The organism is Caldimonas sp. KR1-144 (genome assembly GCF_049446155.1).
GTDB lineage: Bacteria > Pseudomonadota > Gammaproteobacteria > Burkholderiales > Burkholderiaceae_C > Rivibacter.
Genome location: NZ_JBMSEE010000008.1, coordinates 5,244 through 18,887 on the forward strand (window position 1 = coordinate 5,244; position 13,644 = coordinate 18,887).

9 protein-coding genes are annotated in these 13,644 nt (G+C 72.7%); 3 read left to right on the top strand and 6 right to left on the bottom strand.

The features are described 5' to 3' along the window. Together ACO2TI_RS17670 and ACO2TI_RS17675 are read left to right on the top strand one after the other, a co-directional pair. The coding region (locus tag ACO2TI_RS17670; RefSeq protein WP_423286423.1) for a diguanylate cyclase at positions 1–1,414 on the top strand (1,414 nt) is incomplete at its 5' end. Between the two features lie 55 nt (positions 1,415–1,469). Then, on the top strand, positions 1,470–3,518 hold the full coding sequence (locus tag ACO2TI_RS17675; protein WP_423286425.1) for a diguanylate cyclase: 2,049 nt from the start codon (positions 1,470–1,472) through the stop codon (positions 3,516–3,518). A gap of 15 nt (positions 3,519–3,533) precedes the next feature. On the opposite strand, the gene ACO2TI_RS17680 is transcribed toward ACO2TI_RS17675, so the two are convergent. Further along, entirely contained in the window at positions 3,534–6,053 is a 2,520-nt protein-coding gene (locus ACO2TI_RS17680; RefSeq protein ID WP_423286427.1) for a PAS domain S-box protein, read from the bottom strand. Between the two features lie 40 nt (positions 6,054–6,093). Further along, positions 6,094–7,068: a tripartite tricarboxylate transporter substrate binding protein gene (locus tag ACO2TI_RS17685; protein WP_423286735.1), complete on the bottom strand. Its 975-nt coding sequence runs from the start codon at positions 7,066–7,068 to the stop codon at positions 6,094–6,096. Positions 7,069–7,248: 180 nt separating this feature from the next. Between ACO2TI_RS17685 and ACO2TI_RS17690 the strand changes: the two genes are divergently transcribed. After that, positions 7,249–8,238, top strand: coding sequence for a tripartite tricarboxylate transporter substrate binding protein (locus ACO2TI_RS17690; protein WP_423286429.1), 990 nt, complete (start codon positions 7,249–7,251; stop codon positions 8,236–8,238). 4 nt (positions 8,239–8,242) lie between these two features. Here the strand turns inward: ACO2TI_RS17690 and ACO2TI_RS17695 are convergent, their stop codons facing one another. The 4 genes from ACO2TI_RS17695 to ACO2TI_RS17710 all read right to left on the bottom strand — a co-directional run bounded on the left by ACO2TI_RS17695 (position 8,243) and on the right by ACO2TI_RS17710 (position 13,620). Continuing rightward, positions 8,243–9,190, bottom strand: a complete 948-nt coding sequence (locus tag ACO2TI_RS17695) for a hypothetical protein (RefSeq protein WP_423286431.1) — start codon at positions 9,188–9,190, stop codon at positions 8,243–8,245. Positions 9,191–9,281: 91 nt separating this feature from the next. Beyond that, positions 9,282–11,174, bottom strand: coding sequence for a WD40/YVTN/BNR-like repeat-containing protein (locus tag ACO2TI_RS17700; protein WP_423286433.1), 1,893 nt, complete (start codon positions 11,172–11,174; stop codon positions 9,282–9,284). Between the two features lie 8 nt (positions 11,175–11,182). Further along, a complete protein-coding gene (locus ACO2TI_RS17705) occupies positions 11,183–13,057 on the bottom strand; it encodes a WD40 repeat domain-containing protein (protein WP_423286435.1) in 1,875 nt (624 codons plus the stop codon). A gap of 140 nt (positions 13,058–13,197) precedes the next feature. After that, positions 13,198–13,620 (bottom strand): Lrp/AsnC family transcriptional regulator, encoded by a 423-nt coding sequence (locus ACO2TI_RS17710; protein ID WP_423286437.1) that lies wholly within the window; start codon positions 13,618–13,620, stop codon positions 13,198–13,200. Positions 13,621–13,644 lie beyond the last annotated feature (24 nt).

Below are 13,644 nucleotides of genomic sequence, written 5' to 3' on the forward strand. Positions count from 1 at the left end.
GCGCGCACGCGAGTACAACATCCAGGCGCAGCGCGCGGCCGAGCTGGCCGGCGACCTGGTCGAGGCCTCGCGCTCGCGCAACGTCGAGGCTTACATCCTCAGCGAACTGGGCCAGCCGGGCGAGCGCGAGTCGTTGCTCGAGGCGCTGCGCCTGGCCGACGCCGCGGGCTGGCAGCGCCAGCGCATGATCGTGCTGGGCAACCTGGCCGACAGCCATCTCAACGCCGGTGAGTTCGAGCTCGCGATCGAGCGCGCGAGCGAGGCGCTGGAGCTGGCTCGCGCGGCCGGCGTCGCGAGGACCGAATCGCTCGCGCTCACCAACCTCGGCCTCGCCGAATTGGGCCTGGGGCGCATCGCGGCCGGCGCCGAGCACGTCGAGGCGGCGCTGGCGGTCGAGCGGCGCCGCAACGCGCATGCCGAGGAGGCGCAGATCCTCAAGGAGCTGGGCCGCGCGCTCGAGCGCGCCGGTGCCACCACCGCCGCGGTCGACGCCTACCACCGCTACCGCGAGCTGCAAGACAGCATGCTGGTGCGCATCCACCAGCGCGCGGTGCTGGACCTGCAGGCGCGCTACGAGCGCGAGCAGCGCGACCGGGAGCTTGCGCTGCGCGCGCGCGAGGCGCAGCTGCAGGAAGCCACCTTGCGCAGCGACGCGCTGCGCCGCCAGGTCTGGCTGCTCGGTACCGTGGCCGGCGCGCTGGCGCTGGGCGTCGTCGCGCTGCTGCTGCAGCAGCAGCGCCGTGCCAACCGCGCGATGGCCGATGTCAACGAGCGCCTGCGTGCCGAAGGCGAGCTCGACGCGCTGACCGGCCTGGCCAACCGGCGCCACGTGCAAGACCGCGTCGGACAGCCGCCGGCCTTCCACGGCGCGCTGTTCCTGATCGACCTCGACCACTTCAAGCGCATCAACGATCGCCACGGCCACGCCGGCGGCGATCGCGTGCTGGTGGCCGTCGCCGATCGCTTGCGCGAGGCGCTGCGCGACAGCGACCTGGTCGCGCGCTGGGGCGGCGAGGAGTTCCTCGTCGTCACGCCGTCGCTCGGTGTGCAGCGCGCCCAGGAACTGGCCAACCGCCTGCTCGCCGACATCGGCGGTCAGCCGATCGAGCTCGGCGCGGAGGCCTCGGTGCGCGTCTCGGTGTCGATCGGCTATGCGAGCTTCCCGCTCGCCGGCGCGCCCGACGGCCTCGGCTGGGAACGCGCGCTGGCGCTGGTCGACCGCGCGCTCTACCGCGCCAAGGCGCGCGGGCGCAACCGAGCCTGCGGCGTGCTGCGCTGGCCCGGCGCCGAGGCCGTCGAGGCCGGCGACAGCCTGTTCGAGCGCGACGAGGACGCGCTGGCCTGGAGCGAAGGCCCGCCGCTGCCGCCGCGTGCCGCCAGCGTCGCGGGCCGCGTGCCGGAGGCGGCCGCATGAGCCGAAGGGCCGCTCCCAAGGCGAATTCCGAAGTGCGAAGCACGGAGGACGCGCAATGAGCCGCCTGATGCGCGGCTTCGTCGCCGGCGCGCTGGCTCTCGGCCTCGTGCTGGGGACCGGCGTCGTCGTCTCGCAGCAGGCGCCGTCGTCCGGCGGCCCGGGCGGGTCCGCCGTCGTGGCCGCGATCGACGCGGCGGCCGCCCAGGGCTGGCAGCAGCCCGAGCTGGCCGAAGTGCGCCTGCGCGGGCTGGCCGTCGAGGGCGAGCTGGCGCAGCAGGTGCTGGCCGCCTGGCAGCTCGATGCGCTGTACGCGCGCCGCGGCGACGGCGAGGCGTCGCGCGCGCTGATCGACCGCCTCGAGCGTGGTGCGCCGCTGCAGCGCGCGGTGGCCGGGCTGCTGCGCGCACGCCGTGCGCGCGACGCCAGCGCACCGGACCTCGCGCTGCGCGATGGCCAGGCCGCACTGAAGTCGCTGCACGCCGCGCTGGCCGGCGCGCCGAGCAACGCGCTCGACGACGCCCTGCTCGCCGACGCGCATCGGCTGGTGGGCAACCTGGTAGCGAGCGGCAACGACTTCGAAGGCGCGATGCGCGAGCTGCAGACCGCGCGTCGCCTGGCGCAGGCGCGCGGCGACGCCGCGCGCGAGGCGCTTGCGCTGGCCGATCAGGCGCAGCTGCAGGCCGCCTACGGCCAAGCCGACATTGCCGTCGAGACGCAGGCCGAGGCGCGTCGCGCCGCGGGCAGCCTGCCGCAGCCGGCGCTGCAGGCCCAGCTGCGCCTGGGCGAGGCCCTGCTGTGGCTGCCTCATGGCCGCGGCCACGACGGCGCCGCGCGTGCCTTGTCGGCCGCCGACGCCGCGCTCGCGCTGGCGGCCGATGCGCCGGTGCTGGCCGCGCAGGCCCAGGCGCTGCGCTCGCACGCGCTGCGCCACCTCGGCCGGGCCGGCGAGGCAAAGCAGGCCGCGCAGGCGGCCGAGCGGCAGCTCGGCGCCGCCGGGATCGCGCCGCGCACCGCGCTCGCGCGCACGGTGCGCGCCGAGGCGGGTCTGGCGGCGATCGCGCTCGGCCAGCAGGCCAGCGGCCGCGCCGAAGTGGAGGCGGCGATCGCGCCGCAGGGACAGCCCGCCGCCGCGGCCGATGCGCTGGCCGAGCAGCTGCTGCGCGAACTGGGCGTGGCGCTGCGCGCCGCCGGCGACGCGCCCGCAGCGCTCGAGGCCTATCACCGCGAGCGCGCGCTGGTCGAGCAGCGCATGGCGCGCGAGCGCGCCGCGGTCACCAGCGAACTCGAGACACGCTACGAGCGCGTGCGCCAGCAAAGCGAGCTCGAGCTGCTCGAGCGACGCAACGCGCTGCAGGCGCGCGAGCTGGAGGCGGCGCAGCTCAAGCAGCGCGGCATGGTGTTCGCGGCGCTGGCCGTGGCGCTCGGCCTGGCGGCGCTGGCCCTGCTGTACCGCCGCGTGCGCGGCGTGCAGCGCCAGCTCGCCGCGCGCCAGGCGCGCCTGCGCGACCTCAGCGAGCGCGACCCGCTGACCGGCCTGGCCAATCGCCGCCATTGCCAGGCGGTGCTGGGCCGCGGCGGCTACGAGGGCGCGCTGTGCCTGATCGACGTCGACCACTTCAAGCGCATCAACGACAGCCATGGCCACGCCGCCGGCGACCAGGTGCTGGTGGAGGCGGCGCAGCGCATGACGCAGACGGTGCGCGAGAGCGATCTCGCGGTGCGCTGGGGCGGCGAGGAGTTCCTGGTCGCCGCGCCCGGGCTGCCGGCCGGCCAGGCCGGCGTGCTGGCCGAGCGCCTGCTGCAGGCGCTGGCCGGTAAGCCGGTCACGCTGCCGGACGGCTCACCGTGGCCGCTGACGGTGTCGATCGGCTATGTCGAGCTGCCGCTGGCCGGCACCGTGCCGGCCCTGGGCTGGGAGCGCGCGCTCGGCCTCGTCGACCGCGCGCTCTACGCCGCCAAGCATGGCGGGCGCAACCAGGCGGTCGGCGTGGCGATGCTGCGCGCCGACGACGAGGCGATGCTCGCGGCGCTGGAAGACGACCTCGATGCGGCGCGCGCCGCCGGGCGGCTGCAGCTGCGCGTGCACGCGGGTCCCACGCACTGAGCCTCGCGCAGACGCCTAGGACGACGGCCCGTCGAGGTGGCGCGCCAGGATCTCGAGCAGCGCCGCGACGTCGAGCGGCTTGGTGAGGTAGTCGCTGCAGCCGCCGGCCAGTGCGGCCTCCACCTGGCCGGGCAGCGCGTCGGCCGACAAGGCCACGCGCGGCACGCCGGCGAGCGCCGGCTCGCTGCTCAGCGCGTGCAGCACATCGAGGCCGCTGAGGTCGCCCAGGTGCATGTCGAGCAGGAGCAGGTCGGGCGGTTCGGCGCGCGCCTGCTCGATCGCGTCGCGCCCGGTGCGCGCGACGCGCAGCTCGCAGCCCTCGCGCAGCGCGAGCACCTGGCGCACCAGCTCGACGTTGACCTCGTGGTCCTCGGCGTAGAGCACGATGTGGCGGCGCGGCCCGGGCGGCGCCGGCGGTGACGCGGCGTCGCCCGCTGCCGCGTGTGCCTCGCTCTCGGCCTGCGGCAGCTCGGCGGTGAAGCAGGAGCCGGCGCCCGCCGCGCTGCGCACGTGGATGTCGCCGCCCATCAGGCGCACCAGCTTGCGCGTGATCGCCAGCCCGAGGCCGGTGCCCTCGATCGCGCTGCGCTCGGCGCCGAGCCGGTTGAAGGGCTGGAACAGCTGGCCGAGCTGGGCGTCGTTGAGGCCGATGCCGGTGTCGTGCACCTCGATGCCGATGCGCGCCGGCGCGCACCGGCGCGCCTCGACGCGCACCGAGCCGCCGCGCCGGTTGTACTTGACGGCGTTGGACAGCAGGTTCACGAGCGCCTGGCGCAGGCGCAGCGCATCGGCGCGCACATGCAGCCCGGCATCGATCTGCGGGCGCTGCATCGCCACGTCGAGCCGCCGCGCGAGCGGCGCGACCAGCGCCATCGCCTCTTCGACCGCGACGCGCACCGGCACCGCCGCCGGTTCGAGCGCCAGGGTGCCGGCGTCGATCTGCGAGAAGTCGAGCACGTCGCCGATCATCGACAGCAGGTGCTGGCCGGCGCGCTCGATGTGGCCGATGCGCTCGCGCTGCAGCGGGTCGAGCGGATGGCTGCGGTCGCTGCCCAGCAGCTGCGCGAAGCCGAGCACCGCGTTGAGCGGCGTTCGCAGCTCGTGGCTCATGCGCGAGAGGAATTCGGTCTTGGCCTCGTTGGCGCGCGCCGCGGCGCGCGCGCTCACCAGTGCCGCCTCGACGCGCTTGCGCTCGGTGATGTCGGTCATGTAGCCGTGCCACAGCGTGCCGCCACCGGGGCGCGGCTCGGGCATGGCGTGGCCTTCGATCCAGCGCCGTCCGCCGCGCGGCAGGTCGACCGGGAACTCGGTGCGCCAGGGCTTGAGCTCGGTCGCGCTGTCGACGACGCCGTCCCAGATGCGCGCCCGTTCGTCCTTGGGCACGCGCCAGATCATCGGCCGGCCGTCGTCGCACAGGTCTTCGGGCTCGAGCTCGAAGAGCTGGCGCACCGCGTCGCTGGCGAAGGGCACGCGCGTGCGGCCGTCGGGCAGCAGCTCGAAGCGGCAGATCATGCCCGGCACCTGCTGCGTCAGCTTGGCGAGCAGCGCATCGCGTTCGCGCAGCAGCAGCTCGACGCGCTTGCGCTCGGTGATGTCGTGGACCACCGAGACGAAATGGTCGACGGTGCCTTGCGCGTTGGGCACCGCCGCGACCGTCAGTTGCACCCACACCGCGCTGCCGTCGGGGCGCAGGTAGCGCTTCTCCATCTGGTAGTGCTGGCCGCGCCCGGCCAGCATCTCAGTGCGCAGACGGTCGTCGTGGGCGAGGTCGTCCGGGTGGGTGATGTCCTGGAAGCGCAGCGTCAGCAGCTCTTGGCGCGAGCGGCCGGTGATCTGGCACATGCACAGGTTGACGTCGATGAAGTGGCCATCGGGCGAGACCAGCGCGAGCCCCGTGTCGGCCAGCTCGAAGGTCTCGCGCCAGCGCGCCTCGCGCTCTCGCAGCGCCCGCTGCGCGTCCTGGCGTTCGCGCTCGAGCCGCAGCGAGCCGATGATGGCCGCGACCGTCGCGGTCAGCGGCTCGAGCGCTGCGACGAGCGCGTCGTCGAAGCCGCCCGGCCGGTTCGCCAGGCCGATCTCGCCGACCAGCTCGCCGCCGTGAAACAAGGGCAGGCCGAGGAAGCTGTCGAGCCCGGGATGACCCGGCGGCAGGCGCCCGCTCGCGCGCGGATCGTTGCGCGCGTCGTTGGCGATGATCGGCGCGCCGCTGACCAGCGGCGCGCCGAACAGCGTGTCGAGGTTGCGGAACTCGATGCCGCGGGGCAGCTCGCGCGAGAGCATCTCGCGCGTCGCGTCGTCCCAGGCGATGTCGGTCAGCGTGAAGATCTTGAGGTACGGCCGGCCGATCTCGTCGCGCCAGGTCTCGGCGATGAAGCCGTAGGCCCCGCCGCTGAACGCGAGCAGCTCGGGCAGCAGCGCATCGAGCACCTGCTTGGGCGGCGCGCCGCGCAGGTAGTGCGACTGCAGCCGCCCCACCAGCGCCGTCACCTCGGCATCGCGGCTGCCGGGCGCGGGTGCTGGCGGGGTGGCGTCCATGGTTGCGAGTGTGGCGCAGACGCCAGCGGCCGCGCGCGCTTCAGGCTGGGCGGGCGAGGCCGAGCTTGTCGATCAGCTGCTTCTCACGCGTCATCGTCTCGGCGGCGAACTTCGCGTAGCCCTGCGGGCTCATGTACATGAGCTGCTGGTCGTACTTGGCGAGCGCCTCGACGTGGTTGGGCATCTCCATCGCGCGCTTGAACGCGTCGTGGATCTTCGCCACCAGCTTGGGATTCATGCCGCGCGGGCCGCCCAGGCCGTAGGGCGAGGCCTGCACGATCGGCAGGCCCAGCTCCTTGAGCGTGGGCACGTCGGGGAACTTGGCCAGGCGCTCCTCGCCCCAGGTGCACAGCACGCGCAGCTTGCCCGAGGCGACGTGCGGCGCGAAGCCGGTGGAATCGGCCGCGGCCATGATCTGGCCGCCGAGGATGGACTGCATCAGGTCGGCGCTGCCCTTGTACGGGATGTGGTTCAGCTGCAGGCCCAGGCGCTGCGCGATGTCTTCCATCGTCAGGTGCGGGCTGGTCAGCACGCCGGTCGAGCCGTAGCTGAGCTTGCCCGGATTGGCCTTGGCCCAGCCGACGAAGTGCGTCCAGCTCTTGAGCGGCGAATCCGCCGGCACGACGACGCCGAACGCGTAGCCGGTCACGCCGAGGACGTAGCTGATGTCCTTGAGCGGATCCCAGGCGATCTTCTGCGTGTAGGGCAGGCGGAACACGCCGAGCGGAATCTGCGCCAGCGTGTGGCCGTCGGGCTGGGCGAGTTGCAGCTGCTGCGCGGGCAGCGTGCCGCCGGCGCCCGGCCGGTTCTCCACGATGACCTGCTGGCCGATCAGCTTGCTGGCGTTGTCGGCCAGCACGCGCATCGTGATGTCGGTCGGGCCGCCGGCCGGGAAAGCGACCATCAGCTTGACCGTCTGCGTGGGCCAGGCCGGCTGGCCCTGCGCGCGCAGCGCGGGTGCGGCCAGGCTCGCGGCACTGCCCGCAAGCATCGCCAGCAGCGGGCGTCGTTGGATCATCGGAACCTCCTCGTCGGAATCGTCAATCGTGGCGGGCAGCATTGCACCGCGCGCCGCGGCCAGGCATCGGGGAATGGCCTCATGGCCTGTCGCGCACGCGACGCGGCCCGCGCGGCACACTCGGGCACAACGTCCGGGGCACAACGTCCCACCCTTCGAACAACCCAGGAGACCGCGATGACCCGCCCGACCCGCCGCCAGCTGATTTGCGCGCTGGCGCTCGCCCTGCCCGCCGCCTGGGCCCAGGCCCAGGCCTGGCCGGCCAAGCCGATCCGCATCGTCGTGCCGTTCGCGGCCGGCGGCACGACCGACATCCTCGCGCGCGCACTCGCGCCGGAACTGCAGAAGGCACTGGGCCAGCCGGTGGTCGTGGACAACAAGCCGGGCGCGGGCGGCAACCTCGGCGCCGCCGAAGTCGCCAAAAGCCCGGCCGACGGCTACACGCTGCTGATGGGCACGGTCGGCACGCATGGCATCAATGCCGCGCTCTATCCCAAGCTGCCCTACGACCCGGTCAAGGACTTCGTGCCGGTGACGCTGGTCGCTGGCGTACCGAACGTGCTGGTGTTCAACCCGGCCAAGGCCGAGCAGCTGGGCATCAAGAACGTCGCCGACCTCATCAGGTACGCCCGCGCCAACCCCGGCAAGCTCAACATGGCGAGCTCGGGCAACGGCACCTCGATCCACCTCTCGGGCGAGCTGTTCAAGAGCATGACCGGCACCTACATGGTCCATTTCCCGTACCGCGGCTCGGGGCCGGCGCTGATCGACCTGCTCGGCGGCAGCATGGACCTGATGTTCGACAACCTGCCCTCGTCGATGCAGCACATCAAGGCCGGCAAGCTCAAGGCGCTGGCGGTGACCAGCGGCGTGCGCTCGCAGGCCCTGCCCGAGGTGCCGACCATCGCCGAAGCCGGGCCGGTCAAGGGCTACGAGGCGAGCAGCTGGTTCGGCCTGCTGGCGCCGGCCGGCACACCGATGGAGATCGTCAACCGCGTGCAGCAGGAGACCGCCAAGGCGCTTGCCAGCCCGGCGCTGAAGGAGCGCCTGCAGTCGCAAGGCGCGATCCCGAGCGGCAACACCAGCGCCGAGTTCGCCAGGCTGATCGACAGCGAGACGAAGAAGTGGGCGCAGGTGGTGAAGGTCTCGGGCGCGAAGGTGGACTGAGTCTTCAGTCGCCGAGCACGAGGGCGACCGCCTGCCGATAGCGCTCGTCCTCGCCCCAGGCCTGCGCCTCGGCGTGGGCGCTGTGGGCGAGCTTGATCGCGTGGTCGTTCGACGATGCGATGGCGCGCTCGATCAGCGCGGGCCACGGCGGTGGCTCGGGCCGCTGCACCCGGGCCGCGAGATCGACGCCGCTGGACACGACGCCGGCCGCGACCGCCACCGAATACCAGCGCCAGGCCTCGGCGGGCCGCTCCAGCCATGGCCCCAGCGTGCGCAGTGCATGGCAGCTCGTGATGACGTGCAGCACGGTGAAGTTGCCGCTCGCGAGATAGCGGTCCAGTGCCAGCGCGGCGATCGCGCGCGGCATCTGGTCATCGATCGCCAGCCGGGCTGCGTGCTCGCGAAAGGCCGGCGTCTCGGCGACGGCCGCCATGCGTTCGAAGATCAGCGAGTGGGGCGATGACCAGCCGGGCAGCGCCGCCGCCAGCGCGCCCAGCCACGCGGCGATGCCGCGGTCGCCGGGGGCCGCGGGCAGTGCGGGCAGCAGCGGCAGGAAGCGCGCGTCCCAGTAGGCGAGGCCGGCGGCGATCTCGCTGGCGTGGCGTGCCTGCACGCCGTAGGCGGTGCGGATCAGACCATGGAACGCCGCCGCGCCGACGCCCGGCATCAGCCGCGGCAGCACTTCGCGCAGCGCAGCGTCGATGCCGCGGTGTTCGATGGCGTGCAGATGGCGCTCGAACGCCGAATCGAACGCGGCATCGAGCGCGCGACCCGGCTGGCGCGGCTCGAGCCGGCGCGCATGCTCGCTGGCGAAACTGCACAGGCGCTGGGATGACGCGCCCAGCGCGTCGAGCGCGGCCAAGGCCATCGGCAGGTGGTTGCTCAAGCCGCCGCGGTACTCGGGCGCGTAGCGCAGGGCGTCGTCGAGAAGACCGGGCAGTGCATCGCTCATGCTTCAGCGTAGCGCCCGCAGCTTGCCCCTGACGACGAGCGGGCCGGGCTGTGCCCAAATGCACGCGTCGTGATCGGCCGCGGCAGCGCGCTCAGCGAAAGCTCGGCGCGCCTTCGTGGCTCAGTACGTTGAACATGCCGTTGCCGATGTACTGCAGCTCGATGGCATCGGACGGACCGCCGCTGATCGAGCCGGCCGCGCCCGGCAGGGTCGTGGCCACGGAGGTGTAGATCTGGCCGTGGTAGTCCACCGCCACCAGCTTGCTGGCGTCGGCCGAGGAGGCGACCGATCGCCACCAGCGGTTCCATTCGTGCGCGGTCCAGGTCTCGCCGCCGTCGCTCGAGGTGTAGATCTGCCCGCCTGCGACCACCGCCGCCAGCTTGCTGCCGTCGGCCGACGAGGCCACCGCGGACCACATCCGGTCGGCGTCGCGTGCCGTCCAGTTCAGGCCGCCGTCACTCGAGGTGTAGAGCTGCCCGCCCGAGGCCGCCGCCAGCAGCCTGCTGCCGTCGGCCGAGGACGCCACGGCCACCCAGAACCGATTGGATTCGCGCGCGGTCCAGCTTTCGCCGCTGTCGACCGATGTGTAGATCTGCCCGGCGCCCACCAGCGCGACGAGCCTGTTGCCGTCGGCCGAGGAAGCCACCGCGGACCACGATCGGCTGGGCTCGCGCGGCGTCCAGTTCACGCCGCTGTCCGTTGACGTGTAGATCTGGTCGGCCGCCACCACCAGCTTGCTGCCGTCGGCCGAGGAGGCCACGTCTCCGTCGAGACCGGACTGGCGCATCGTCCAGTTCACGCCGCTGTCTGCTGAGGTGTAGAGCTCGCCTCCGGCGGCCACCGCCACCAGCTTGCTGCCGTCGGCCGACGAGGCCACCGAGTGCCATGACAGCACGGGCGCGCGCGGCGTCCAGCTCAGGCCGCCGTCGGTCGAGGTGTAGATCTGGTCGCCGGACGAGATGGCGCCGTCGTCGGCCACCGCGACCAGCTTGCTGCCGTCGGCCGAAGAGGCCACGGAACGCCAGGGCCGATTGGTCTCGCGCGCAGTCCACACGACGCCGGCCATCCCACCGAGGTTCTTCGTGTATACGCTCTGCGCCGCGTTCGCCCCCTGCGCGTCGCTTTGCACCAGCTTCCAGCCCCCGAGCCCGGCTCCGGTGATGCGCACCACGTCGCCGATGGCCGGGTTCGCGGGCAAGGCAATGAGGACTTGCTGCGTGTCGTTGCGTGCCACGTAGCCGGTGTTCGGCTCGGCCTGAACGGCGGTGCCGGTCACGTCGACCCAGTTCAAGGCGTCAGCGGGCGCGCCATGGCAGACGTAGCTCGTGCTGTCGACCTCGTCGGCATCGAGCTGGCCATCGGCATCGCGATCCAGCCCGCTGCTGATCTTGCGGCCGCCGTAGCCGCAGTTCGCGCCGGCGGCTTCGTCGACGATGCTCATCAGCGTGGAAAGGCCGTTGGCGCCGTCGCTGCCGTTGGTTCCGTTGCTGCCGTCGGCGCCGTTCGCGCCGCTCGCGCCGTTGCACACGTAGCCGGTGCTGCCGATCTCACTGGCGTCGAGCACGCCGTTGGCGTTGGCGTCGACGCCGACCTGGATCGCCTTGCCGCCGGTGGCGCAATGGCTGCCGGCGGGCTCGTCTTGCATCTGCACCAGTGACCCCAGGCCGTCATGGCCCGCAGTGCCGGTGGCGCCCGGCGAGCCATGGCAGACGAACTGCGTGCTGCCGACTTCGTTGGGCGAGAGGCTGCCGTTGCGGTCGAGGTCAAGGCCGGCATCGATGCGGCTGCCGCCGCTCGGGCACTGCGTGCTGCCCGCGGCTTCAGCGTTCACCGCGATCAGCGCCTTGAAGGTGTCGCCAGTACCAGCGTTTGACTCGCGCGAGCCGCCGTCACCGCCGCCGCAGGCGGCAAGCAAGGCGACGAGCAGGGTCGCAGCCCACGATGGCGTGCTGCGCAGGATGGGCATGTTGTGCATGAACGGCATCGCAAACCTCACTCGGTCTTCAGGCTGCCTTCGTGGCTCAGCACGTTGAACATGCCGTTGCCGACGTACTGCAGCGTGATCGCGTCGAACTGCTGGCCCGAGATCGAGCCGGCGGGACCCGGGGTGGTCGAGGCGATCGAGGTGTAGGTGCCTTGCTCGCTCCCGACGATGGCGCGGCTGCCGTCGGCCGACCAGGCGAGCTGTGGGTAGCCTTGGAAATCGAACGTCAAGCTCGTCCAGGTGGCAGCGCCGTCGATCGAGACGTCGTGCCGGTCGCGCCCCAATGCCATCAGCTTGCGGCCATCGGCGGACATGGCGGCGGCGAACGCCTGCGGCTGCGAGCGCAGCAGCGACCACTGCGCGCCGCCGTCGAACGACCCGTAGATGCCCCCGCCCATGTGAGCCGTGGCGACCAGCCGCTGGCCGTCGGCCGACGAGGCCACGTCGGTCCACCACCGTGTGGGACCCGTGGCCTGCCACGTCTGGCCGTAGTCCGGCGACTGCCAGATCGGACTGCCGGACGCGGCCACGACGATCGCGCGGCAGTCGCTCGAACAGGCGATCGATGCGGGACCCATGGCGCCGAAGCTCACAGGCGATGCCCAGCCGCTGCCGCCGTCGAACGACAGGTGGAGGTCGCCGTTGAAGTCCAGGATCACGAGGGTGCGCGCATCGGCCGAAGCGCCAATGGCCTTCGCGCCGCCCGGGAGGCTGAGTGTCCAGTCAGGGTCGCCTTCGGTCCACGTGAAGACGCCTATCGACGACGCGACCGCCAGCTTGCGCCCATCGGCCGACGACACCATGGCGCAACCGTCAAAGTCTGGCAGCCCGCGGCTGGCGCGGATCTGGCTCCAGGTGATCCCGCCGTCGGTGGACCGGTACACCGACGCGTCGTAGTGCGCCGTCGCCAGGATGCGGCCATTGGCCGACGAGGCCACGTCCTGCACTCTCTGCGCCGGCGCGTTGCGCAGCGTCCAATGGCGGCCGGCCACGCCCCCGAGTGGGGCGGTGTAGACCGCCTGGCCATCGTTTTGCTCGATGCGCCAGCCGCCGGTGCCGATGCCGCTGACGCGCACGACGTCGCCGACGCTTGGCTGCGCGGGCAGACGCACGACGATCTGTCCGGCGTCGCTGGTCGCGAGGTAGCCCGTGTGGGCTTGCGCGAGCACCGGCTGCGTTGCGTCGGTGAGCGTGATCCAGCCGAACGATGCGCCCGGCGCGCCGTTGCAGAGGTAGCTGGTGGCGTCGACCTCCGTGGCGCCGAGCGCGCCGTCGCTGTCGAGGTCGACGCCGGTGTCGATGCGGCGGCCGCCGTAGGGGCAGTGGGCGCCAGGCGGTTCGTCGAGGCTGGCGAGCAAGGTGTTCAGGCCGTTGGCGCCATTTGCGCCGCCGGCGCCCGGGCTGCCGTTGGCGCCGTCGGTGCCGGCGCTCGCGTTGCACAGGTAGCCGGTGCTGTCGGCCTCGTCGGCGTTGAGCACGCCATCGGCATTGCGGTCCTGGCCGACATCGATCGCCTTGCCGCCGGCAGCGCAGTGCGCGCCGGCCGGCTCGTCGCGCAGGCGCGCCAGCGCGTTCAGGCCGGCGCCGCCGGCGCTGCCGGCGAGGCCGTTGCAGACGTACTGGGTGCTGCCGACTTCGTTGGACGAGAGGCTGCCGTCGCGGTCGAGGTCGAGGCCGGCGTCGATGCGGCTGCCGCCTGCCGGGCAATGCCCGCCCGGGGCTTCGGCGCTCACCGCCATCAAGGCATCGAAGCCGCCGGTGCTCGAACCGTCAGGCCGGGTCGGCAGGAACTCATCGGAACCGATGGAACTGCCGCCGCCGCAGGCACACAGCAGCGCCAGAAGCGCAGCAAGGGCGCAATGCGTCGGGAACTTCGTGTGCATGGGCGCTCCTGCGCGGAAAGCCACGAAGGCTAGGGCCCATGCCCCTCGGGCGCTTGCCTGGTTCCGGATCGGAGATTGCCTCGACCGAGACTCGGCGGGCCGGCGAGGCGTGCTTCACGCCCGATGGCGGCGCCGTGCCGTCACAGCTTGTGCGTCGACAGCAGCAGGCTGGTCTCGGTGTTGGCGATGCCGTCCACCAGCCGGATGCGGCTGAGCACCTGGTCGAAAGCCTCGAGCGACTCGGCGCGCAGCTCGGCCACGATGTCCCAGCGCCCGTTGGTGGTGTGCAGCGCCTCCACCGCCGGATCGCCGCGCAGGGCCTGCAGCACCGCGTCGGCGCGGTTGCCCTCGACCGCGATGGTCGTGAACGCGCGGATGCGATGGCCCTCGGCCTGCGGCTTGAGCCGCACCGTGTAGCCAACGATCACGCCGCCGGCCTCGAGCTTGGCGAGGCGGTTTTGCACCGTGCCGCGCGCGACGCGCAGGCTCTTGGCGAGCGAGGCGACCGAGGCACGCGCGTTCGCGCGCAGCAGCGAAAGCAGTTGCTGGTCGATGTCGTCCATGGCCGCGATTCTGGGCAAAGTGCC